Here is a 23356-nt window from a genome sequence, read left to right on the forward strand (position 1 = left end):
TTCCCGTCTAGATTATGATTTGTGGACGCCTATATATTGAGTTTCCATGTACGCTTATTCTCGAGTCAAGCGATTTTTACTGGGTGAATCTCTTCCGACTAGCGCATCTGTTCACGAACGGCTGAGCAACGCTACTGGACTAGCTGTTCTGGCTTCCGATGCACTTTCGTCTGTTGCCTACGCTACTCAAGAAACTCTGCTGGTACTGTTACTAGCGGGGAGTAGTAGTTTGAGTTTATCGCTGCCTATTTCTGGAATTATTATTTTACTGTTGGCGATCGTGGCGCTGTCTTACCGACAGACAATTAAAGCGTACCCCAAAGGCGGTGGCGCTTACCTTGTGGCGCGAGAAAATTTAGGTATTTATCCTGGTTTGATCGCGGCAGCTTCGCTGATGATTGATTACATCCTCACCGTAACAGTCAGTATTTCGGCTGGCGTTGCGGCTTTGACTTCTGCAGTTCCCTCGCTGCACCCCTACACAGTTGAACTGTGCTTATTTTTTATTGTCCTCATCATGTTTGCCAATCTCAGGGGATTGCGGGAATCTGGCAATATATTTATGGTTCCCACCTATGCGTTTCTCGTTGGCATTTTTGTTTTGATTGGCTGCGGTTTATTCCAACAGGCAACAGGTCAGGTTATGCCGACTTTACAAAATATTCCAGCTAAGGAACCTTTGGGATTATTTCTGCTGGCGCGGGCGTTTGCGGCGGGCTGTACAGCCCTGACAGGAGTTGAAGCCATATCAGACGGGGTGTTGGCTTTTAAGCCTCCTGAATGGAAAAATGCGCGCCTGACTTTGAGCTATATGGGGGGAATTTTGGGAGCGATGTTTTTGGGGATTAGTTACTTGGCTCATATTTATCAGGTGATTCCTACAGAACATGAAACGCTCCTTTCTGTATTGGGAAAACAGATTTTTGGTGTCGGTATATTTTATTACTATTTGCAGGCAGCGACTCTGTTAATTTTGCTGTTGGCGGCGAATACGAGTTATGCTGATTTTCCGCGACTTTGTTATTTTTTGGCGCGGGACGGTTTTTTGCCCAGGCAGTTGTCGCTGTTGGGCGATCGCCTGGTTTATTCTAATGGCATTAATCTGCTCAGCTTCTGCGCTGCTCTTTTAATTATCATCTTTCGAGGCAATACAAGTGCGGTGCTTCCCCTGTATGCGGTTGGAGTTTTCACTTCTTTTACTCTCTCCCAATCGGGAATGGTAATTCACTGGTTTAAGGAACGAGGTAAAGGTTGGCAAGTTAGTGCTGTGATGAACGGTATTGGTGCAGTGGCAACAACAGGAGTTTTAGCTGTAATTCTCGCTACAAAATTCCTTTTGGGAGCTTGGGTTGTCGTAGTAACTATTCCGATCGTAGTCAGTCTATTTTTAGCTATTCACCGACACTATCGGTATGTCGCGGCTCGGTTGAGCATTCAGGGAATAGAACCGAGGTCTTATCTTCGCAGACCTAGAGTTAAGACGGTGACACATCCGGCAGTGGTGTTAGTCGGGCAGTTGCACCGGGGAACTTTCGAGGCCCTCGATTACGCTCGTTTAATTGCTGATGAAGTTGTGGCAGTTCACGTGGATATTGGTTTGACCGATCGAGAAAAATTACAATTAGCTTGGAAAGATTTGCAGTCAGACATTCCTTTGGAAATTCTGGACTCGCCTTACCGTTCTGTTGGTTCGCCTTTGACACACTTTTTGACTTTGTTTGAAGAGCAGCGACCGGGAGTATATTTAACGCTGATCATTCCGGCTTTTGTAACGCGAAATTGGTGGGAGGGACTGCTGCACAATCAAACTGCTTTCTTTTTGAAAGCGGCTTTGCGGGCTAAAAAAAGTCGGGTTGTAACAACGGTTAGATATTTTCTTTAAGGGGGGATGGGCAACCACGGGGGATTGCCCCTACTTCTTCGCAATTAAGACTGGAATGCGGTCGGACGCGCTGGCTCAAGAAACCCGGTTTCTTCGCAAAATCTTGGGTTTGGATGCGATTTTGCTAGGCAGAAACCCGGTTTCTGACACCGTTTGGTAAGTCATATATAGCCTTTCGAGCGTAACATGAGGTACGATCTGACATAGGGCATAGAGCATAAGCTTTTTAGCATTTAAACTGGGTGCTTCAGAGGCTGAAACCCTTTACAGGCTTAGATAGCCTCGAAAATTTAAATGGTGAACAGCTTACCTCACTTTCTTAAGAACCGCTATATATTTATTAAAAATTTAATGAAAGGATTGACATATCAAAAATGATATGTTAGAAATTTAGTCGTTAGAAAAGTTGCCTTTCAACTGATCTTAAAAAAGATTGCGGCTGCTGAACCCAAGTCTTTTGTTCCCTAAAAAATCTCTTCAACTTTTGGGGGTTGCTATGCAACCCGCATCAGACTATTTATGCAGCAGCCAAAAAACTTGAACAGGCTTTTGCGAGCTTTGTCTCGGCAAGGTCTTGATGTTAGTTACGACAATAAAGTCTACTCTATTTCTCTCAATAGTTCTCTGCATGAACACTGGCAAGATGCCAGTGCCACAAGAGAACTCAATAGTTCTTTGCATGAACACTGGCAAGATGCCAGTGCCACAACAGCAGAAGTTTTGCTCCCAGAGGATTTTCCTGTGGAAGCAAAGGCGCTCAAACAGTTAGCAAATTTGGCGAATGTTCGACACCCTCAAGGCGGCTGCGTTTGCCGCGCTTGCGCTACTCCAGATTTCCATCCGGGGGATGCGGGAGTGGCGATCGGCTCTATTGTAGAAACAGCAGGAATGGTGATTCCGGCGGCTACCGGTTCGGATATTAACTGCGGGATGCGGTTACACGTTGCGGATTTGTCGATCGAACAATTCCTCAGTCAGCGCGATCGATTTGTAGAATTGCTCAAAGGCGATTATTTTTTCGGTACTCGCGATGTCAGCATGACTGCAAAAACTGCTCGCGCGATGTTCCAACACGGGATTCCCGGATGGCTGGATGCTTTGCGGGACAAGGCAACCGGCAGCACTGCCAATTCGGATTTCGAGCAGTTGGCGACAGAGTGCGAGCGCACTTTCCTCGGCGGTTCCATGAATGGCGATGTCAAATGGGCCCCCGCAGAATTAGTCCCAAACGACGGCTTAGTCAGGGATGGCGGCTTAGGTACCATTGGCGGCGGCAATCACTTTGTCGAAATTCAAGTGGTTGACGAAGTGGTGGACAAGGCTACGGCTTATACTTGGGGAGTTCGATCGGGACAAATCGCTTTCATGATTCACTCCGGTTCGCGGAATGTCGGCAAATACATCGGCGGAATGTGGCGCGATCGAGCTTGCGAAGCCTGGGCTACAACCCTGAAACATCCTAAATCCAGGCTTTTTCCGCTGTCTGTCGCAGCAAATCCCGAACTTGTGAGCAGCTACCTGCAAGCGGAAGCAACCGCTGCTAATTACGGTTTTATCAACCGCTTACTGCTAGCTGAACTTCTGCGCTTGCGTTTGCGGCAAGTTTTCGGCGATGTCGAAGCTCCCTTAGTATACGATTTGCCTCACAATATTACCTTAGCTGAAGGTGCCGGCTGGGTGACTCGCAAAGGCGCTTGTCCGGCACATACGGGCCAGCCTGTAATTGTACCCGGTTCGATGGGCGCGCCGTCTTATTTGCTAATTGGTAAGGGAAACGATCGATTTTTGCGATCGGCTTCTCACGGTGCAGGAAGGGCGCGATCGCGCTTCGATATGAGTCGCAAAGGTGTTGACAAAACTGACTCCACTTTGGGATTAATCGGCGTAGATTGCATTACCTTGCGCGAAGAACGCAGAATCGAAGAAGCACCCGCCGCTTACAAGCCAATTCAACCAGTAATTGACGTTCAGGTTGAGGCGCAAATAGTTGGTGCAGTCGCTAAACTGAAGCCAGTGTTAACATTTAAAGCGTAGCCTGGGGCTATTTCTCCGTTCTCAATAACTGGTGTCTAAATCAGGCTCGAAGCCGGTTCTCAAAGACAATTTCTGAGTTGTGGAACGGGCATCTTGCCCGTTTGAAACAGGCTCGAAGCCGGTTCTCAAAGACAATTTCTGAGTTGTGGAACGGGCATCTTGCCCGTTTCTCAAACTGTGAGAGCAAGTACAAAATCTAAAAATTGCCCAATTACCCCCAATCCTCAATTGTCACCAAATCCATCAAAACCTGTCCATCCCCTAAAGCGGCTGCTGAAGTACGGCCGCCGCTACCGCCTGAAAGCTTGGCTGGCAAGTATCTGTTCGCTGCTGAATAAATTCTTTGATTTAGCGCCGCCAGCATTAATCGGTATGGCCGTTGATGTGGTGGTGAAACAGCAAGATTCTATCCTCGCTCAGTGGGGCATAAAAGATGTCTTTTGGCAACTGGCAATTATCACTCTTTTGAGCGCGGTTGTTTGGACTTTGGAATCTGTTTTTGAATATGCCTACGATTATTTGTGGCGCAATTTGGCTCAGGATATCGAACACGATTTGCGTCTGGAAGCTTACAGCCATTTGCAGGAATTAGAATTAGCTTATTTTGAAGAACGCAGCACTGGCGGTTTGATTTCTATTCTGAATGATGATATCAATCAACTCGAACGTTTTTTGGACGACGGCGCTAATGAGATAATTCAGGTAATGACAACGGTTGTTGTGATTGGCGCGGCTTTTTTTGCTGCATCTCCTCTGGTTGCTGGGCTGTCAATGCTGCCGATACCTTTTATTATTTGGGGCTCGGTCGCCTTTCAAAATCGCCTCGCTCCTCTCTATGCTGATGTGCGGGAAAAGGTGAGTTTTCTCAACGGACAACTGTCGAATAATTTGATGGGAATTACTACTATTAAAAGTTTTACTTCCGAAGATTATGAAATTGGGCGCATCGAAACACAAAGCCAAGCTTACCGCGAAAGCAACCGACGGGCGATCGTACTTTCGGCTGCTTTTATTCCGCTGATTCGGGTTGTGATTTTCTTGGGGTTTATTGCAACACTATTTCTGGGCGGTTTGGAGGTGGTGGCGGGCCGGTTGTCTGTGGGAACTTACAGCGTTTTGGTGTTTTTGACCCAGCGGTTGCTGTGGCCGCTGACTCGCCTGGGAGATACTCTGGATCAATACCAGCGCGCCATGGCTTCTACTAATCGGGTGATGAATTTGTTGGATACTCCGATCGCAATTCACACGGGTGATATTCGGCGGCCGGTTAGTTCGATTAAGGGTGAGTTGGTATTTAAAAATGTTACCTTTTCTTACAATCAAAGAAAACCTATTTTGCAGTATTTTTCCCTGACTCTGCCGGCGGGAAAAACTACTGCGATTGTTGGGGCTACTGGTTCGGGAAAGAGTACCCTGGTGAAGCTAATCTTGAGGATGTACGAGGTACAGCACGGCAATATTTATCTAGACGGTATAGAATTAAATAACCTGAATTTAAAAGATTTGCGGAGAGCGATCGGATTGGTGAGTCAAGATGTGTTTTTGTTTCACGGTACGGTGGCCGAAAATATTGCTTACGGCAGTTTTGAGGCAAGCACTCGAGAGATAGTAAATGCTGCTAAAATTGCGGAGGCTCACGAGTTTATAGCCCAATTGCCGGACGGTTACAACACTATTGTAGGGGAACGCGGTCAAAAATTGTCGGGGGGGCAACGGCAGCGAATTGCAATTGCACGGGCTGTTTTGAAGAATCCGCCGATTTTGATTCTTGACGAAGCTACTTCAGCGGTGGATAACGAGACTGAGGCGGCAATTCAGCGATCGCTCGAACGAATTACCAAGAATCGCACTACAATTGCGATCGCCCACCGTCTTTCTACTGTCCGCAATGCCGATTGCATTTGTGTCATGGAAGAGGGGCTGGTGGTAGAATCGGGGCAGCACGAACAACTGATCGAACAGGACGGAATTTATGCGGCGCTCTGGCGCGTGCAATCTGGTATAAGATAGAAACGCAGCGGTTTTGGGTAATTGGGAATTGGGAATTGGGAATTGGGAATTGGGAATTGGGCATTGGGCATTGGGAATATCATGTCTGATAGCATCATAAGTATCTGGGCGGGGCGGGTTTATGAGATAATTAGTTTGACAGGTAGATTGTTGGTAAAACCCGCCCCTACGAGAGCGAAATTTATCCGATCGCGAATCAACTAGACATGATATGGCCAACTGACTACTGACTGCTGACTGTAAAATATTAGTTTATACAAACAAGAAGAGAAAATGTTTCTATTTGATAGCCCTGAGTCCAAACCCAACGAAAATAGCTGGAGTCGCAAATTAGATAAATTCGTGAAAGCTAATCAACATGAATTGGCTGCTTTGGCTTGGGGACTATTTCTGGAAAGGGGAGAAGAAAGCGAGGAGATTTTGGCAATTGATATTGCAGAAACTGCGCGTTTTGTGTATTGTAAGAAAGAGGCGGTTGAGGAGTTGAACCGTCAAGTAAAAAGTCACATTCAGGAAGTTGTAGGTGTGTTGAATGCTCACAAACCTGAGACAGAAGTGGCGATTTTGGCGATCGGCGAAGGTCAAATCAAGTTAATTTTGTTTGAACCTAAGCCTGAACCTCCCGTTTGTTTTGAGGAAGCTGCAACAGATGTTGATACATTGTTGGCGAGGCTGGAACAGCAGATGGTTGAATGTATGAAATAGGACTTATATCAAATCCGGTGGCATCGGAATTGATATTACCTACAGTCAGGAGACAGTAGTGCCGTTTCCCTACAATTAATCGGGCGATGGTTGTATCTCTGATTGAGGAAGATTGATGATTTTGGTCTAGGGAAACCGCACTGTTGTGTCCTGGCTGTGGGTAATATTAATTATCATGCTACCGGATTTGATATTATTTTAAATATCAATATCAGAATAACCAGCAATCAAAATAACCAGCGGGAGGCGAATCGTCATGCAAAATTTGAGCTTTGTCTAAATTAGCTACAGCTTCTGCCAATTCTGTACCTAATTTTACTTCCCGCGATCTGTCTGTTAATGGAAATGAAAATTGATGGCCATCTTGCAAATATTTTGCCCTAGCAACAATCTCGTCTTTCTCTAAAATAGCGCTGTTAGTACCAATCAAAACGCTGTTAATGTCCTTCCACGGACACACGCACACCTGAGAAAACACGCTTTGAAAAGTCTTGATTTTTTCCGCATAAAACTCATCTCTTTGCAGCAGATTTACCAGCACAACTCCCTCACTTGACAAGCGTTTTTCGCAGAGTTGATAAAATTCTTTGGTGGCCAGCCTGTGCGGAAAGTAGCCGTTGCCAAAAAATACGTCGGTCATGATGATATCGTACTGATTATCTGGTTTTTGCTGTTCCAGATACTCTCTGCCGTCTTGAATTGTTACAGTCAGCCGATCGTCCAATCTTACCCCAAAACACTGTGTAGCTGCTTCGATCGCGATCGGATCGACATCCGCACATTCTATAACAGTTTCCGGCAAATAGTGGTGCAAAACTAAGGGAATTCTGCCGCCGCCAAATCCAGCTATGTAGATTTTTTGAGGTTGGTTTTGCCAGACTAAACCCAACATCATCGCCTGAGTATATTCAGACACTAGATGTAAAGGATTGTTGAAATCGAAAACAGATTGCAGTAAATCTGTGTGCTGATTTACTTTTTCTACTAAAGATAGCTTAATGTACGATCGCTCTTTTGTGACTGCAACATAGTGAACACCAGACTCTTTGCAAAAAATAACTTTGTCTGGCTGTTGCTGCAGCCAAGCCAGCCGCTGTTGAAGGGCAGCTAAATTCATACGTTGCCAATTTTGGCGATCGTCAATCATTTAATACCAAATCCCACTTATTTGTTAGTCGGCGCAGGCGGACGATAGTTTGTGTAAATGCGATTTTAATCGCCGATATACATAAATTAAGCAGACAGTATCCGTTTATATGCCACCAACTCCAAACCAGAAATCGAAAAATCCACTCTTTGCCAATCTTGCTTGTCACCTTCCAAATTTTCAAAGGCTGCTGAGGTGAGCAAAATCTCTCCCCGTTCCGCCAAATCCTCTCCCAGCTTGGATGCTAGATTAAATTCCGATCCGTACATATCCTCTCCTTCCAGCATCAAAACATCGCCGCAACCAATACCAATGCAGAGGTGAATGTCCATTTCCGGCGGCAGTGTCGTGTTGACAGCCGCCGTTTGTTTCAAAGAGTCGATCGCAGCTTCCACCGCTGATTTTACATCGGGAAAAACTGCAAAAATATTATCGGCTTCCTCCTTAACTACAGTACCGCTGCATTCTGAAATTATCGGTTTGACAACTCCGTGCATCCGATGAATCATTGCCAAAAAATGAATGATTCCGTAGCGGACTGTCGTGCGCGAAAATCCCGACATATCCATTACTAAAATTGCGTACTCTTTGCGGAAAGTGGCATTAATTTTTTCATCAATTTCAGCCATTCTTTCGGGATGTTCGTTTCTTTCTTGCAGCAACTTTTCCAAGTAGGCGCGGTTATTTGTTTTCATTGAATTTATTTAATTTAATTCCCAATCGCGACACAGTTCTTGAGGGCGACCCGCAGGATGCACCGCACAAGTGATGCCATCCTTACCGTAATAATAATCGCAGACTTTGCAAGGTTTAGTTTGCTCTAATTTTTTTATCAAAATTTCCCGGATTGTCTGGACTCGGTTGCGATACTGGTTTGCATTCGAGTGACTCGGTTCGATTGCCAAAGCTTGCTGGAAAGCTGCTAAGCTGGCATCGTACAATTTAATAATTTGGGCGCTGTATTTTGTCCAAGCATCGGCGTGGCTTTGATACAGTTCGACTGTACTTAAGTTTAAAATTCCGTATTCTGTCCAAGCGTCGGCTGAAGCTCGATCGAACTTAATATTGGCATTGAGCAAAACTTTTTTGATCGTTGCCAAAAGTTCCCTCGGCTGCCAAGGTTTGCTAACATAAGCCTCGGCGCGATCGATCGCCCTCGAAAATAAACTTAACTGCTGTCCCTTCCCTGTTAAAAATACGATCGGTATATTCCGAGTTTCGGGATTAGCTTTAATTAAACGGCAAACGCCGTAGCCGTCCATACGGGGCATTATGACATCTAATAATACTAAATCGGGGCAATTTTTCTCAATTTTATCCAGCGCTTCCACACCGTCAGATGCCTGAATTACATTTAATCCGCTGCATCTCAACTGATGTGAAATGCACTCCCGCTGGCTGCGGGAATCCTCCACCACCAAAACTGTACTCATCACTCCCCACCTGGTTTTTGAGGTAAACTTGTTCGCTGCTTCGAGTTGTCCTTGCTGACATCAGTTTACCCGCCTTGGGTGAATTTGCTATCACTGGCAATCTAAATTTCCTCAAATTGCAACAAATCTTAAAATCGGGAGCGATGGTGATACTTATCAGAAAATGCTGGTTGCTAATACGCGGATAATTGTTGAAGGTTTGGGCGGCAAATATTGGGCTTTTAAGCCTTAATAACGGCAACTCGTACTGATATCGGACGAAAACCTTGTTGAATTGCAACAGATAATCGGCTACTGTGTACGTTGAAGTTCTTAAGGACGACAAATGAATCGATTGCTCCTCACTTTATTGGTAAGTCCGACGCTGTTTGGATCTGTGATGTCTTTAAGCGCGATCGCAAATCCCGCTCAAATTGGCGAAACACCAAGCCAATCGGCTGATTCGCCCCGCTGCGTGCGATCGCCTCACACTCAGCGTCTGAGTTGCGTGCGCCTCCCCGCCAAAACCGCTGCTAATTCTCAACCAAAAATCAGTTGGCAGCGCCCTGCTGACGAACAGACGGCGATGCTCGATTTTACGGAAGAAGAAAGCGATGCCGCCGTGGCGATGTTTGGCTGCGACTGCCCGGTTTGTATCAATTCCCTGCGCCAGTTGCGCGGTGTGCCGCTTTTACCGGTGTAAGGGCGATCGATCTCATATGTTGCAATATTCTCAATTAGCCTTTTATAAACAGCCCCGACGGCCCGTTCCGCGAGAAAATTTATCTTTTGTGGAACAGCCCGTCGGGTCTGTTGCTGACAATGGTGCAAGATATCAGATCGATCGAACAGCATTGGGAGTCATATCCATTCCGGTTGTATCGGAATGATTAAACCGCAGAGAACACAGAGGATACAGAGAAAGGGAAGAGAGAGATGAATACAGGACGATGCCAACGGATTTGATATCAGTCTCAAAAACCTGGTTTCCGATCGCTGCGCGCTTTTTGAGTGGCTTTAGCTTTCTCACTTTTAAAGAAATTGTAGTCAATTTGTTCCAGGGTTTCTAGAGATTTTATATCTCTCAAAATCGGGTTTCTACTTTTTAGCGAGAACTTGTTTAAGTTGAGCAGTTGCTTCCTCAATTTTTTCGATACTGCCTGGGTTGACCAATCCGTAGTAGTCAAAAACGTAAACTCGATTATTTTTTGTGGCTGTTAGTTGATTCCAAAATGAATCAGATTTAAATTGGTCTAAAATTCCTTCTCCCCGATCGACTATAATGATTACTTCGGGATTAGCCTCTAAAACCTTTTCCGCTGAAAGCGTTACGTAGCCTCGCACGGGGCTATCTCCTTGCAATTGGGCTGCGACATTTTTTACGTTAAACTTACCCAGCAAATCTCCAGCCCAACTGCTTTGATTGGGCGATAAAATCGGTTGTCTGCTTACCAAAACTAAAGTGGCGGGGCTTTGATTCGGGATGTCTGCTAAAAATGTTTGGTAGCGTTTTAATAGAGGTTCGGGATTTGTATTGAGGGATTTAGCTAAATTTGTTGTTAACTCTTCTAAAGATTTCCAGCTATCAACTTGAGTGAGTAAAGTTTTAATTCCTAGCTGTTGCAATTTTTGCATTGTTTGGTCGTGAAATCCCGACGCACCTACCACTAAATTCGGTTTCAATGCAATGATTTTTTCCAAATTGGGAGGGGTTCGTTCGCCAGTGACTGCGGTAATTCCTGTAAACTTGGGGTTGCTGCTGACTAATTTGCTGCCGGGAATTCCTACAAGTTTGGTTGGGTCGAGTTGATGGATAATATCGGCTGTTAAAGGTGTTAAAGCTACAACTTTTTGTACTGATTCGCTGTTAGTTGTTTGTGGTTGATTAACTGGCGAACCAGCAGGAGTTGATTGCTGAATTTGGGGTGAAGTGGCGGCGGAGCAAGCGGCAAATGCTAAACTCAGCAGCAGGATAGCGGTACGATAAAACAAAGTTTTGTACATAGTTTAGGCTGGAGTTACAGCGAGTTTAGACCAGGTTGAGATAGAATTGACGGGAAGTTCGATCGCACTTTAGCGCTTAACGATTTAAATATCAATAGTCTGCTGTCCAAAGAAACCGGGTTTTTAGGGAATCTGCGGGCTACAACGACGTATTTTCCTCAAAAACCCGGTTTCTGGCCCATGCGTCCAGGATTATTACACGAAGTATGAATATACTAAATTTGGGAGACAGGGGCGATCGCACAAATCTGCAAGCCTACAGAAGTTTCTAAAATAATAGCTTCTACTCCAAAAATCTGAGCTAAATTATCAGGATTTAAAACTTGTGCGGGAGTTCCTACACAAAAAAGTTCCCCTTTATTTAACATAGCAATTCGCGAACTGTACCTAGCAGCTAAATTAATTTCGTGCAGCACTGTAATAATCGTCAAGTTGTGTTCTTGATTGAGTTGATTAAGCAACTCTAACAATTGCAACTGATAGCAAATATCTAAATAAGTAGTAGGTTCATCTAATAGCAAAACTTGCGGATTTTGAGCCAAAGCTAAGGCGAGGAAAGCGCGCTGGCGTTCGCCTCCTGAGAGTTGTTCGACGGGGCGATCGCGAAATTCCTCAATCCCAGTTTGACCGATCGCAACCTCCACCTTTTCCGCATCTTCCTTGCTCAATTCCCACTGCCACCAACCCTGATGAGGAGAACGCCCCAAACTAACTAATTGCCTTACCGTCAAACCTTCTGGCACTGTTTGCTGCTGCGGCAAAATCGCTAATTTTTGAGCGACAACAGCAGCAGGTTGAGTATGAATTGCTTTGCCATCAAGCAACACACTTCCTTGCTGCGGAGTGAGGATGCGGCTAACTAATTTCAAGAAAGTAGACTTACCAGAACCGTTAGCACCGATGAGACTCAACCACTCACCAGGTTGTAAAGATAAAGTGATGTTGTGGGCGATCGCAACTTCGCCGTAACCACCAGTTAAATTTTGAATTTCTAAAGACATTATATTTTGGTAATGGTAATGGGTAATTGGTAAAACGTCAAACCGACGATCCGGCAGGGGTTTAAACCCCTGCCTCAAAGCTAAAGTCCTCGCTTCCGAGGACTGAAGAACTTAAATGACTCATGACTGATGACTGATGACTAATAACTAATGACTAATAACTAATGACTGATGACTGATGACTAATAACTAGAACGCCGATAAAGCAGCCAGACAAACAGGGGAGAACCCAACAAAGCCGTAACCGTACCCACAGGCAATTCTACGGCACCCAAACGAGCCAAAAAATCAGCAAAAGTCAACACCCAAGCACCGCCGATCGCACTCAGCGGCAATACAAACCGATAATCGTTACCAACCAACAAACGCACCCCGTGAGGCACAACCAATCCCACAAAACCAATCAATCCGCCGATGCTGACAGCACTCGCAGCTAGCAAAGTAGCAACACCACCAATCAATAAGCGCGATCGTACCAGCGAAACCCCCAAACCAACAGCTAAATCGTCACCCAAAGCCAGCAAATTTATCGATCGACCCAAAAAACATCCTAACAGCAAAGCAGCCAAAATATAAGGTGCAGCCACCTGCAAATCCGACCAACCGCGACCGTTCAAACTGCCGATCAACCAATTCAAAGCCGCTTGCAAGCGGCTGTCTTCAGCTAACAGCAGCAGTGTAGTTTGTATTGCCCCAAACAGAGAACTCACAGCCACACCAGCTAAAACCAAACGTTCCACGGAAATTCCCGTTTTAGTTTTTCCCAAAAAGTAGACCAGCATCGAAGTTAAAATAGCACCTATCCAAGCCGCCAAAGGCACCCAAGTTTGAAATATTCCCAAAGTCAGCATTGTAATCGCAACCAACCCCGCACCCGCCGAAATTCCTAATACAAAAGGATCGGCTAAACCGTTGCGGAGCAAACCTTGCAGCAAAGCCCCCGACATTCCCAAAGCCGCACCAACCGTCAGCGCTGCCGCAACTCTGGGCAAACGCAATTCCCAGAAAATAGTCTGATTGACAGCATCACCTCGGTGCAGAAATGCTTGCCACAATTGATCGGCACTCATCGGCACCGCACCAAAAGAAAGTGAAAGGGCGATGGTTAATAGCAAACCCAATCCTAAGAATATAACTGCCTGAAAAACTCGATATTTTAGCCAGATTTTTGGGAGATTCACTACATTACACCACAATCTTGATTAACAGCACTAAATACCATATTTCCTCTGTTTTGAATGCTCGAACTCGTTAACTACAATAACAATAACCGATTCACCTGAAGACGGCTTCCGTGGGAGCAGATGAGCAGGCGATCGCACCCGTCGGCAAAATTAAATGTATAATATTAACGAAGTAAACCGCTACGAGTGAATCATGTCCGCAAACACCGCGCTACCGCCAGCCCTAGCTAAAATCGTCCAGCGCTTCCAGCGACATTCCGATCCGAAACAGCGCTACGAACAACTGCTGTGGTATGCCAAGCGACTTCCAGCATTTCCCGAAAGCGATAAACTGCCGGAAAACAAAGTTTCTGGCTGCGTGTCGCAAGTTTATGTTACTGCAAATTTGGCAGAGGGAAAAGTTCTGTATCAAGGCGATTCAGACGCTCAGTTAGTCAAAGGATTAGTTGGGTTGCTGGTGGAAGGTTTGAGCGGATTAACGCCTGCTGAAATTGTCACCATTACCCCAGATTTTATTCAAGACACGGGCTTGAACGTGAGTCTGACACCTTCCCGCGCTAACGGATTTTACAACATCTTTCAAATGATGAAAAATAAGGCACTTGCTTGTGAATTGAGCAAGCAAGCAGAAGCAAATTAAAAGAATAAACAGCCATGACTCAAACTACAAATTTAACAAAATCAGTTTCTGGCAACTATCCCGCCGCAGTTCAACAATATCTCTGGAATTGGAAAGAAACGCAAATCAAAGTTATTTACGAAACCAGAGGACAGGGAAATCCTGTATTGCTGTTGCCTGCTTTCAGTACGGTTTCGACGCGAGAAGAAATGCGTCCTTTAGCAGAATTGTTAGCTCCTCAATTTCAAGTTGTGAGCTTAGATTGGCCGGGTTTCGGCGAATCGGATCGCCCGCGAACCGACTATCAACCGCAATTATACCATCAATTTCTCAAGGATTTTGTTGAGGCAACTTTTAACAGTCCGGTTGCTGTAGTTGCTGCCGGTCACGCTGCGGGTTATGTGATGCAATTAGCGCAATCACAGCCCAATGTTTGGTCAAAGATTGTGTTAGCTGCACCGACTTGGCGCGGGCCTTTGCCGACGATGAGCAAACAGCAAAGCGGCTGGCACGGAATCGTGAGAGAATTAGTACGATCGCCCTTACTGGGACAATTCCTTTACAAACTCAACACTGCGCCGTCATTCCTCAGTCTCATGTACCGCCGCCACGTCTACGCCGATGCAGCTAAAGTCACGCCCGATTTCATCCAAAGCAAATGGCAAGTGACGCAAAAACCCGGTGCTCGATACGGTTCCGCTGCCTTTGTGACTGGTGGTTTAGATCCGGCAAAAGTGCGATCGGAATTTACAGATAAATTTCAACAGTTAGCAGTGCCGGTGATGGTTGTAATTGCTGAAAATGCGCCGCCAAAATCAAAGGCTGAAATGGAAGCATTAACGGAATTACCGGGTGTTGAATCGCGAGTTATTCCTGGTTCCTTGGGAATGCACGAAGAAAATGCAGAAGCTTTAGCAAATGCGATTCAATCTTTTATTTGAGAGGATTAAGAGGGGATGAACCGCAGAGGGCGCAGAGAACGCAGAGGGGAGAAGGGAAGAGGGGAGGAATGCAAGCTGTTTTTTTAACGTTAGTTTGGATTTTTTGCTATTGGTTTTGTCTGCCAGTATATGCTGTCGGAGATTCGCCGATAATCAATTTGCCACAGAGTACGATTGAAGGTGCGATCGACTTTCACATTCATTCTTCTCCTGATGTCATTCCCCGCAGGTTGGACGATTTTGAAGTAGCGAAATTAGCTGCTAGGGCGCAGATGAAAGCTGTTGTATTGAAAAATCATTATGCCAGCACAGCAGCGCGGGCAGTTCTGGTTAATAAAATAGTACCAGAAATCCAAGTTTTCGGAGGAGTTGTTCTCAATAATTCGGTAGGCGGAATTAATCCCGACGCCGTTGACGCAATGCACCGAATCGGTGGCAAATACGGTAAAGTAGTGTGGCTGCCAACGGTTGATGCTGAGCACCACTTGCAGGTTTTTCACAAGTCGGGAATGGGGATTAAAGTTGCGGAAAATGGCAAGGTTTTACCGGAAACAGCAGCGGTGTTGAAGGTTGTAGCCAAAGAGAATTTGGTATTGGAAACTGGTCATATTTCCTCAGAAGAAGTCATGGCAGTTGTCGGTGAAGCTAAACTGCTCAACATTAAGAACATCCTGATTACCCACGCAATGGCGGATGTACCCGGTTTATCCCTAGAAAATATGCAAACAGCCGCCGCAGCCGGAGCTTTCTTAGAACTCGCATTTGTCAACGATTTGATGGGAGAAAATGCCGCTGATGACGGACACAAAAACTGGCATCAAGTTTCAATTAAGAAGATGGCAGCAGCGATTAAACTAATAGGAGCAGAGCATTTTGTTATGAGCACGGATTTAGGAAGGAAACCCGATCCTTTACCTGCGGAAGGTTACAAATTCTTTGTGGAAAAATTGATAGATGAAGGCATTTCTCCGCAGGAAATTGATTTAATGATGAAACACAATCCAGCTCGATTGTTAGGCATTGAGAATTGGTAATTGGGTATTGGTAATTGGGGATTTGGAATCGCTAATTGATAATTATCTTCCCTCTTCCCTCTTCCTTCTTCTATTCTTGATTGCCTTTGCCGCGCAGGTATCCGTTATCTGCAATGCGCCAAGCACCCCCAGCATTGCCCGTTAAATCGGTATCTTCGACGGTAGCAATGCCATCTTTGTAAACGGCGATCGCCTCACCTTCATTACCATTAATCCGACACCGGCGCACGATCAATTTTCCTCCCAATCCGACACCTATTCCCAAACTGCCGTTGTTAAAAATACTGCAATCTTCCACTGTTGCTTTCCCATTATCCGATATAAAAATTCCGTTCCATACCCCATCATGAATTTGACTGCGGCGGAGGGTAGAATTTGCATCGGGGCCGCAAATTCCCACCACAGAATAGTCCGCAGAAGTGATATCGCAGTCTTCTAGGATTAACTCGCCTTTGCGAATATCTACAGCGTAATATTTCCCTGTGGCGCTCAGGGTTAAACCCCGCACTAAAGCACTGTCAGTTGCCATTTTAATGCAGTTTGAGTTGATACTTTCAACCACAATGCGATCGACCTCTCCGCTGCCGATAATTTCTACCGATTTGTCGAGAATTAGACTTTCGCGGTAAACGCCTGGATGCACGTCAATGCGCGTGCCTGGTGCTGCATTTTTCAGCGCTTCGCTAATAGTAGTATAATCGCCTTGACCCTGCTGAGAAACAACAAATCCTTGACTCTTCAAAACTTTGGTATCTGAAGTAGATGCTTCAATTTGCCTTGACTCCGAGTCAAAATGCTCGGATTGTCGATCGCCCGCTTCGGAAAGTTGCGATGTTAGCTGCAAGCGTTCTTGATAAACTGTCTCTAACTGGTGTTCTAACTCGGATACTTGAAATTGAAGTTGAGCTTGATTCTGGTTGGCTGTATCGATTTGACCTTGGAATTCCGACAGTTGAGAATAAAGGTGCGATCGTTCTCTGTTAGCAGTTTCTAGCTGAGATGCCAATTCAGAGCGACTTTGACGCACACTTTCTAACTGACTTTCTAAGTCGGATACTTGAGATTGAAGTTGAGCTTGATTTTGATTAGCTGTCTCGATTTGACTTTGCAATTGGGAGATTTGAGAACTGAGTTGAGATGCCAATTCCGAGCGACTTTGACTCACACTTTCTAACTGTTGTTCTAAGTCGGCTACTTGATATTGAAGTTGAGCTTGATTCTGGTTGGCTGTCTCGATTTGACTTTGGAATTCCGACAGTTGAGAATAAAGTTGCGAGCGTTCTGTGTTAGCAGTTTCTAGCTGAACTTCTAATTCAGAGCGATTTTGATGCAGGCTATTTAGCTGATTTTCTAAATCCGATACTTGAGATTGAAGTTGAGCTTGATTCTGATTAGCCGTCTCGATTTGACTTTGGGATTCCGAGAGTTGAGAAGTGAGCTGAGATTCCAATTCAGAGCGACTTTGACGCACACTCTCTAGCTGAGCTTCTAACTCGGAGATTTGAGATTGAAGTTGATTTTGATTCTGATTGGCTGTCTCGGTTTGGCTTTGCAATTGGGAGATTTCAGAAGTGAGTTGAAATTCCAATTCAGAGCGACTTTGACGCACACTTTCTAACTGGTGTTCTAACTCGGAGATTTGAGATTGAAGTTGATTTTGATTCTGGTGGGCTGTCTCGGTTTGACTTTGAATTTCCGAGAGTTGAGAATAAAGTTGCGAGCGTTCTGTGTTAGCAGTTTCTAGCTGAACTTCTAATTCAGAGCGAGTTTGACGCAGGCTGTCTAGCTGATTTTCTAACTCCGATACTTGAGATTGAAGTTGAGTTTGGCTCTGGTTGGCTGTCTCGATTTGACTTTGGGATTCCGACAGTTGAGAATCAAGGTGCGAGCGTTCTGTGTTAGCAGTTTCTAATTGAGCTTGCAGTTCAGATAACTGAGACTGGAGTTGCGAGTTCTCTCCCTCCTTGCGATGTATCTGAGACTCCAATTCTGACAACTCAGACAGCAGTCTTTCTCGCTCTAGCACAACTATTTCGGATTGAATTTGTACTTCATGCAGTTGAGAGTTTAACTGCATTTTCTCCAGATTAGCCGCTTCTAGCTGTCTTTGCAGTTCTAATAATTCCAATGGAGGTTGCTTTGCTTGTTGGCGAGCGGTTTGCAATTGAGAGTTGAGTATTTCGCGTTCTTGCTCTGCACTCTCCAATTGAGCTTGTAGCTCTGAAAATTCCGAAGTAAATTGCGATCGCTCTGCTTCGACTAATTGCAGTTGAGCTTGCAAACCCGACATTTGAGACTGAAGTTGCTGCCGCTCTTCAATGGAGCGATCGAACTTAATTTGAATTTCCGACAACTGGTACTGTACCTGCAATCTGCTTTGAGTAGCCGTTTCCAACTGACTCTCAAATTCCGACAGCAGAGCGTGAAATTGAGAACGTTCTGCATCAACCGCCTCTAATTCTGCTTGCATTTCCAGGAATTGAGCGTTAAGCTGCGATCGCTCCTGCTCCGCAACTTCTAACTGATATTTAAGTTCTGCCACTTCTGCTAACTGCGACTCTGCTTGCTGAGCATTTTCTAGCTGAAACTCCAAATCAGCAATCAGAGAATCAATCTGCGATCTATCCTGGGCAATTCCTGCCAAAAATGCTTCCATTTCCGACACTTGATTTTTTAAAAAATCTTGCTCGCGAGTCACAGTTTCCAACCGACTTTGCAACTGAGACAATTCCGAATTGAGCTGATTTTCCTTCTGCACTTTTTGCCGCAATTCCGAAGTTCGGGCATCCAACTGAGCAGCCAAATTCGATATAGCCTCCTGCGAACCCTGCATCCGCACCAAATTGCGGGAATTTCGCTTATTTAAAATTAGCCAGCAGACTAATGCCCCGCCTCCAAATCCTATTAATAAAAGTAATGCTTCCATTGGTTTTATCTAATTAATATAAATTGAGTAATTTTGATGCTGACCCAAAAATGGACATCCACACATCCCTATCTTATATCGTTTCCGGTAGCATCGCAATAATAAAATCGAGTCAACAGTTAACAATCAACCATTCAGTTTTGCGACTCAGAGTCAACAGTCAACAGTCAATCGATTGCGCGATTTGAGATTTGAGATTAAAGAATTGAAGCATTGACTTGCGCGAGATAAATACGTTCGGCTCTTTATCGGATACAGGTTTTTTATTTCTGGACGGATGAATCCGGGGGCTTGTATCCTGGATGCTTTCGGTCAACAGCCAACAATTCCGGAGGAGTGCAACCGGAATTGATATTACTCAAAACTATCACAACTTGCCAGCCTTTGTTCACTTGGCTCGATAATTTATATTTCTTTACAAATCCCTTTTGTTTGCAGGTAAGGTGCGCCCAACGCACCCTGCAAGTCCGATTAATGCAGCAAATCCACAATATGAGGAATAATTTCGATATGCTGAGTCAACAAATAATCCAACCTATCCGCCAATAAACTAAAAATTAAATCGTTATAACTCATCCCGTATTCCGCCAAACCTAAAGCTACCAAACTCGTCACATTTTCCCCTGGATGTTTCAGATCCGGTTTGGGATTTGCTTCCAAAACATAAAGCGAGCCATCAGCATCACTTCGGACATCGATCCGCACCAAACTGTTCAAACTAAACTCCCAATAAATTTTTCGAGCTAACTCAATTAACTCTTGTTTTAGTTCCGGTTCCTCACCGCCCATCAACCGTCCTCGATCGGCCGTAATCGCTTTTTTATCCATAGAGGTAAATATGCGTTCGTCAGGCTCCAGCACCCGCTCGACAGTGGAAAAAGCCAAAGGTTTTATATTTTTAGAGAAACCGCCTTTAGCATATTTAACATAGCCACAAACGGCCACACAAAATTCTCGACCCGGCAAATACTTTTCAATTAAAGCAGTATTGTGAGTGGCTCGGTGAACTTCCGAAACCGCCTCAGACAAACCCTCAAGTTTGTCTACAAAATGAACGTGCAGCGAAGCGCGACCGGATACTGGTTTAACAACAAACGGCCCTTGATAGTCACCAAAAGCAATGGCAAAACGCTGATGCAAATTAGGCTGCAAAATCCCTTGAGAAGGATGCCAAGTCATAAACGGAGCGGTTTGAATGCCGACTGATTGCAGTTCCCGTTTAAAAGCGTGTTTGTTATCTAAAGTTGAACTATTTAAAGGATTGTGACCGACATAAGGCATTCCCAACATTTCCAACTGTGCGGGAGTGTGACAAACAGGATTGTAGCCCTGGACTCCGCCAGTATTCAGCCACACTAAATGGATATTTTTTTGTTTGAGTTGTTCCGGCAAATTCATGTCGTCAGGCATGACAAAAACTTGCTGAAAGCCAATTTCTGCTAAGGCTCTAGCAATCTCGCGGGCGACTGCTTCGTAACTCTTCCAAGAGCGGGGATTGTGAGTTTTGTAAATCACTGAGCCGGGGCGATTGCAGTCGCCGCCGAACACCACAGCAATCCGCAATTTAGCAAACAGCACCTCAAAATATTGAGGCAGCAAACTAAAGTCATAATGCCAGCGATTCAGGCTAATTGATGTGGGAATCATTTAATGATTTTTTCCTTTGTATATCATTTTTTTGCTACAGATCCGCTGGATTTTCCCAAATATATTCCAGCCAAAACCACAGAAAAAGCAAACCAATTAAACAAGGTCAAACTTTCCGAAAACAGCACCCAAGCCATAATAGCGGTAATTACAGGTTCTAGCAGCAGGAAAAAAGCTACAAATTCCGAGGACAAACGACCTAGACTGTGGATCAGCAGTCCCTGACCGAAAGCTTGGCAAATCACGGCCAAAGCAATTACAGTCAGCCATCCCTGCCAAGAATAAGGGAAAATTCGATCGCCCGCAAGCAAAACCAGTGGCAAAACCAATATACTGCCAATGAAACATCGCCATATCAATATAGTTGTTGCCGGAAACTTGGTTCGCAAATGTTCTGAAATTAGCAGATTTCCTGCATAAAACATCGCCGATAAAAGAGCAGCAATGTCACCGACAAGAGTGTCTCCCGCCGTTTGCAAATCGTCCATTCCGATCGCAATTGCGCCGGACAAAGCCACCGCCAGTCCCACCAAAAACCTGTTGTCAAAGCGCCGCCCCAACAGCAGCCATCCCCCCAAAGTAGTAAATAAAGGAGTTAAGTTTCGCAGTACAGTAGAATTAGCGACATTAGTCTGACTCAGTGACCAGGCCCAGAAACCCACAGAAGCAGAAGAAACCACGCCTACGGCTGTTAACAGCATCACATCCTGCAGGGTGTAGCTCGATCGCTCTTCAACTTGTGCCTCAGACATTCGGCGGCGCGCAGCACCCGCACCATTCCACACTCCAAATACTACAGTTGCTATCCACAAACGGTTAAAAACAGTAGCATTCGGGCTGATTTCCCGTTCGCTCAACCTAATAAAAATTGCAGCCAGCGACACCGCTAGCAGCGCCGCCGACAGCGATGCGATCGCCCAAATTTTGCCTTGAATCTCAGCTAATTCACCGTTGTTTAAACTGTCTGGATTTCCCGAAACAATAGTTTTGTCTTCAGTTGTTAAGACAGAGTTTAACTCGGTTTTTTCCAAAAAATTGCGCTGAAGTTCAATATTTGGCTCTGGCAATCCCAGTTTTTTTGACATTATTAAAATTTCCAATGAAGGCAGAAGGCAGTTGTGTAGGGTGCGTGACGAAAGAAAATTTGGGCGGCGAATAAAGTGACTCAAAAGTCACGCACTCTACTTACTAGGGCTGCACCAACTATTTTTTATAGTTAACAGCAGCTTAGGTTGAAGGTTTCACAGAAAGCCTTGTCAAAGCCTCCTTTAGCGCCGGCGGCAATTGGCGGATAATCTTGTTCTTGTCGCGATCGACACCAACCAAAGTTACCTGTGCCGTCACATATAACTCCTGAGTATCAGGCGATCGAATTTCGTAATCCCAAAGCAGCCGCACGCCCTCGGTAGCAGCGATCCGCGTTCTGACTGCCACAGATTGACCCATTTGTACAGCCCGGTGGTAGCGCAGCGAAAGTTCCACCACGGGCAATTCCAAACCCTGCGCCACCCAGTCTGCATATTCGATGCCAAGAGAGCGCAAACTTTCCACCCTAGCTTCCTCCATCCAAGCCAGATAAGTCCCGTGCCACACCACACCGCTGTAGTCAGTATGATGAGGGTACACTCGCACCAAATATTCAAACCATCCCTCAGAGTCCATCCTGGACCGGTTTTGAATAGCACCAGCCGGTGCGAGTTCTGGTTGAGTTCGATCGTTCTCTAACACTTTACAAATCGTTCCAAAACGCTACATTTCTACAAATCATAAGACAAACTTCAGGCTTATGCTTAACAGTAAGCAACTAGAGTACCAACGCTCTAGTTTAACGTCGCACAAGAAAACTCAACTGTTTTTACCGCCAAAACCATGATAGAAAAAATTTTAGTAGCCGTAGCCGGTCGCGGCTTGTGCGAAGAGATGTTTAATATGTTGATGGACATCCCTTCCTTGCAACAAACCTCTGTCACCGTCTTGCACGTCGTGCCGCCGCAAGTAACCTCCGATGGCATGGCCGAGAAGTTGGAAGAAGGAGGCAAAATTTTAGCACAAGCAGTCCAGTCTCTGAAAATAGATCCCAGCAAAGTCAACCCCCGGCTCAAACAGGGAGACCCGAAAACCACAGTTTGCCAAGTCGCAGAAGAAGAACAATCCGACTTAGTAATTATGGGTTCCCGGGGACTCGGACGGCTGCAATCGATTTTGGAAAACTCAGTCAGCCAGTACGTTTTCCAGCTAACATCCCGACCGATGCTGTTAGTAAAAGACGACATCTACGTCAAAAAAATCAAGCGCGTCATGGTGGCGGTAGACAAATCAGAAGCTGCCAAACAGTCGTTACAGCTTGCGCTATCTTTGGTCAAAGAAGTCAGTGGCGGAGAAATAATTTTAGTACACGTCACCAAAGATTTGACGGGAAAAGCCAGCGAAGATTTAACAGCAAGTGCTGAAAAAGACCCCGTATTAGCTCCGGCAGTAGCACTAGCGAAACAAATGGGAGTTAGCTACCGCTGCGTGAGTGCTACAGGCAAGCCAGGGGAAGAAATTTGTCGGATTGCAGACGACCTGAACGCCGACTTGTTGGTGCTCGGTTCCCCGGATCGGCGACCCAACGTTGCCAAAAACTTTGTGGATATCGATCGACTCCTGGGAAATTCGCTATCAGACTACGTGCGAGTTTATGCCAACTGTCCCGTCTTGCTAGCCCGCACAGTCGGCTAGAATCTCATCGTTAAGAGTTAGCCGCCAACACTCAACAGTTAACAAAAAAAGCGCCTCAGCAAAAAGCTGTTGGCGCTTTGTTTTGCAAG

General features: G+C 45.4%; 20 protein-coding genes. 9 read left to right on the forward strand and 11 right to left on the reverse strand.

Translation table 11 applies throughout. From position 1 onward, the window contains the following. Positions 1 to 46 precede the first annotated feature (46 nt). The 4 genes from OSC7112_RS20740 to ccmS all read left to right on the forward strand — a co-directional run bounded on the left by OSC7112_RS20740 (position 47) and on the right by ccmS (position 6631). The gene (locus OSC7112_RS20740) at positions 47 to 1882 is read left to right on the forward strand and encodes an APC family permease (protein WP_015177741.1); all 1836 of its coding nucleotides are present in this window, start codon (positions 47 to 49) and stop codon (positions 1880 to 1882) included. A 519-nt stretch (positions 1883 to 2401) separates the two neighbouring features. Then, positions 2402 to 3916, forward strand: coding sequence for an RtcB family protein (locus OSC7112_RS20745; protein ID WP_015177742.1), 1515 nt, complete (start codon positions 2402 to 2404; stop codon positions 3914 to 3916). A gap of 228 nt (positions 3917 to 4144) precedes the next feature. Then, the gene (locus OSC7112_RS20750; RefSeq protein ID WP_015177743.1) at positions 4145 to 5926 is read left to right on the forward strand and encodes an ABC transporter ATP-binding protein; all 1782 of its coding nucleotides are present in this window, start codon (positions 4145 to 4147) and stop codon (positions 5924 to 5926) included. A 273-nt stretch (positions 5927 to 6199) separates the two neighbouring features. Next, positions 6200 to 6631, forward strand: coding sequence for a beta-carboxysome assembly chaperone CcmS (ccmS, locus tag OSC7112_RS20755; protein ID WP_015177744.1), 432 nt, complete (start codon positions 6200 to 6202; stop codon positions 6629 to 6631). Between the two features lie 211 nt (positions 6632 to 6842). On the opposite strand, the gene OSC7112_RS20760 is transcribed toward ccmS, so the two are convergent. The 3 genes from OSC7112_RS20760 to OSC7112_RS20770 all read right to left on the reverse strand — a co-directional run bounded on the left by OSC7112_RS20760 (position 6843) and on the right by OSC7112_RS20770 (position 9211). Continuing rightward, positions 6843 to 7778, reverse strand: coding sequence for a spermidine synthase (locus OSC7112_RS20760; RefSeq protein WP_015177745.1), 936 nt, complete (start codon positions 7776 to 7778; stop codon positions 6843 to 6845). A gap of 86 nt (positions 7779 to 7864) precedes the next feature. After that, a complete protein-coding gene (locus tag OSC7112_RS20765) occupies positions 7865 to 8473 on the reverse strand; it encodes an adenylate/guanylate cyclase domain-containing protein (RefSeq protein ID WP_015177746.1) in 609 nt (202 codons plus the stop codon). A gap of 9 nt (positions 8474 to 8482) precedes the next feature. Next, the gene (locus OSC7112_RS20770; RefSeq protein ID WP_015177747.1) at positions 8483 to 9211 is read right to left on the reverse strand and encodes a response regulator; all 729 of its coding nucleotides are present in this window, start codon (positions 9209 to 9211) and stop codon (positions 8483 to 8485) included. A 325-nt stretch (positions 9212 to 9536) separates the two neighbouring features. Here OSC7112_RS20770 and OSC7112_RS20775 point away from each other — a divergent pair, with 325 nt between their 5' ends. Further along, a complete protein-coding gene (locus OSC7112_RS20775) occupies positions 9537 to 9893 on the forward strand; it encodes a hypothetical protein (RefSeq protein ID WP_015177748.1) in 357 nt (118 codons plus the stop codon). A gap of 132 nt (positions 9894 to 10025) precedes the next feature. Here OSC7112_RS20775 and OSC7112_RS40015 read toward each other — a convergent pair whose 3' ends face one another. From OSC7112_RS40015 to OSC7112_RS20790, 4 genes are all read right to left on the reverse strand, one after another. Next, positions 10026 to 10220, reverse strand: coding sequence for a hypothetical protein (locus OSC7112_RS40015; RefSeq protein ID WP_190274242.1), 195 nt, complete (start codon positions 10218 to 10220; stop codon positions 10026 to 10028). 68 nt (positions 10221 to 10288) lie between these two features. Next, positions 10289 to 11194: an ABC transporter substrate-binding protein gene (locus OSC7112_RS20780; RefSeq protein ID WP_015177749.1), complete on the reverse strand. Its 906-nt coding sequence runs from the start codon at positions 11192 to 11194 to the stop codon at positions 10289 to 10291. A gap of 215 nt (positions 11195 to 11409) precedes the next feature. Then, positions 11410 to 12195, reverse strand: a complete 786-nt coding sequence (locus OSC7112_RS20785) for an ABC transporter ATP-binding protein (RefSeq protein WP_015177750.1) — start codon at positions 12193 to 12195, stop codon at positions 11410 to 11412. A gap of 182 nt (positions 12196 to 12377) precedes the next feature. After that, a complete protein-coding gene (locus OSC7112_RS20790; RefSeq protein ID WP_015177751.1) occupies positions 12378 to 13376 on the reverse strand; it encodes a FecCD family ABC transporter permease in 999 nt (332 codons plus the stop codon). Between the two features lie 196 nt (positions 13377 to 13572). On the opposite strand from OSC7112_RS20790, the gene OSC7112_RS20795 reads away from it, so the two are divergent. From OSC7112_RS20795 to OSC7112_RS20805, 3 genes are all read left to right on the forward strand, one after another. Beyond that, positions 13573 to 14019 (forward strand): SufE family protein, encoded by a 447-nt coding sequence (locus OSC7112_RS20795; protein ID WP_015177752.1) that lies wholly within the window; start codon positions 13573 to 13575, stop codon positions 14017 to 14019. 14 nt (positions 14020 to 14033) lie between these two features. Then, positions 14034 to 14939, forward strand: coding sequence for an alpha/beta fold hydrolase (locus tag OSC7112_RS20800; RefSeq protein WP_015177753.1), 906 nt, complete (start codon positions 14034 to 14036; stop codon positions 14937 to 14939). A 68-nt stretch (positions 14940 to 15007) separates the two neighbouring features. Next, entirely contained in the window at positions 15008 to 15973 is a 966-nt protein-coding gene (locus OSC7112_RS20805) for a DUF6282 family protein (RefSeq protein WP_015177754.1), read from the forward strand. Between the two features lie 70 nt (positions 15974 to 16043). Here the strand turns inward: OSC7112_RS20805 and OSC7112_RS20810 are convergent, their stop codons facing one another. From OSC7112_RS20810 to OSC7112_RS20825, 4 genes are all read right to left on the reverse strand, one after another. Beyond that, positions 16044 to 18899, reverse strand: a complete 2856-nt coding sequence (locus OSC7112_RS20810; protein ID WP_015177755.1) for a right-handed parallel beta-helix repeat-containing protein — start codon at positions 18897 to 18899, stop codon at positions 16044 to 16046. A gap of 471 nt (positions 18900 to 19370) precedes the next feature. Continuing rightward, positions 19371 to 20546: a D-alanine--D-alanine ligase family protein gene (locus tag OSC7112_RS20815; protein WP_015177756.1), complete on the reverse strand. Its 1176-nt coding sequence runs from the start codon at positions 20544 to 20546 to the stop codon at positions 19371 to 19373. A 23-nt stretch (positions 20547 to 20569) separates the two neighbouring features. Continuing rightward, positions 20570 to 21631: a DMT family transporter gene (locus tag OSC7112_RS20820; protein ID WP_015177757.1), complete on the reverse strand. Its 1062-nt coding sequence runs from the start codon at positions 21629 to 21631 to the stop codon at positions 20570 to 20572. A gap of 142 nt (positions 21632 to 21773) precedes the next feature. Beyond that, entirely contained in the window at positions 21774 to 22274 is a 501-nt protein-coding gene (locus OSC7112_RS20825; protein ID WP_015177758.1) for an acyl-CoA thioesterase, read from the reverse strand. Positions 22275 to 22415: 141 nt separating this feature from the next. Here OSC7112_RS20825 and OSC7112_RS20830 point away from each other — a divergent pair, with 141 nt between their 5' ends. After that, a complete protein-coding gene (locus OSC7112_RS20830) occupies positions 22416 to 23267 on the forward strand; it encodes a universal stress protein (protein ID WP_015177759.1) in 852 nt (283 codons plus the stop codon). The last annotated feature ends 89 nt before the right edge of the window (positions 23268 to 23356 follow it).

Source organism: Oscillatoria nigro-viridis PCC 7112 (assembly GCF_000317475.1).
GTDB lineage: Bacteria > Cyanobacteriota > Cyanobacteriia > Cyanobacteriales > Microcoleaceae > Microcoleus > Microcoleus nigroviridis.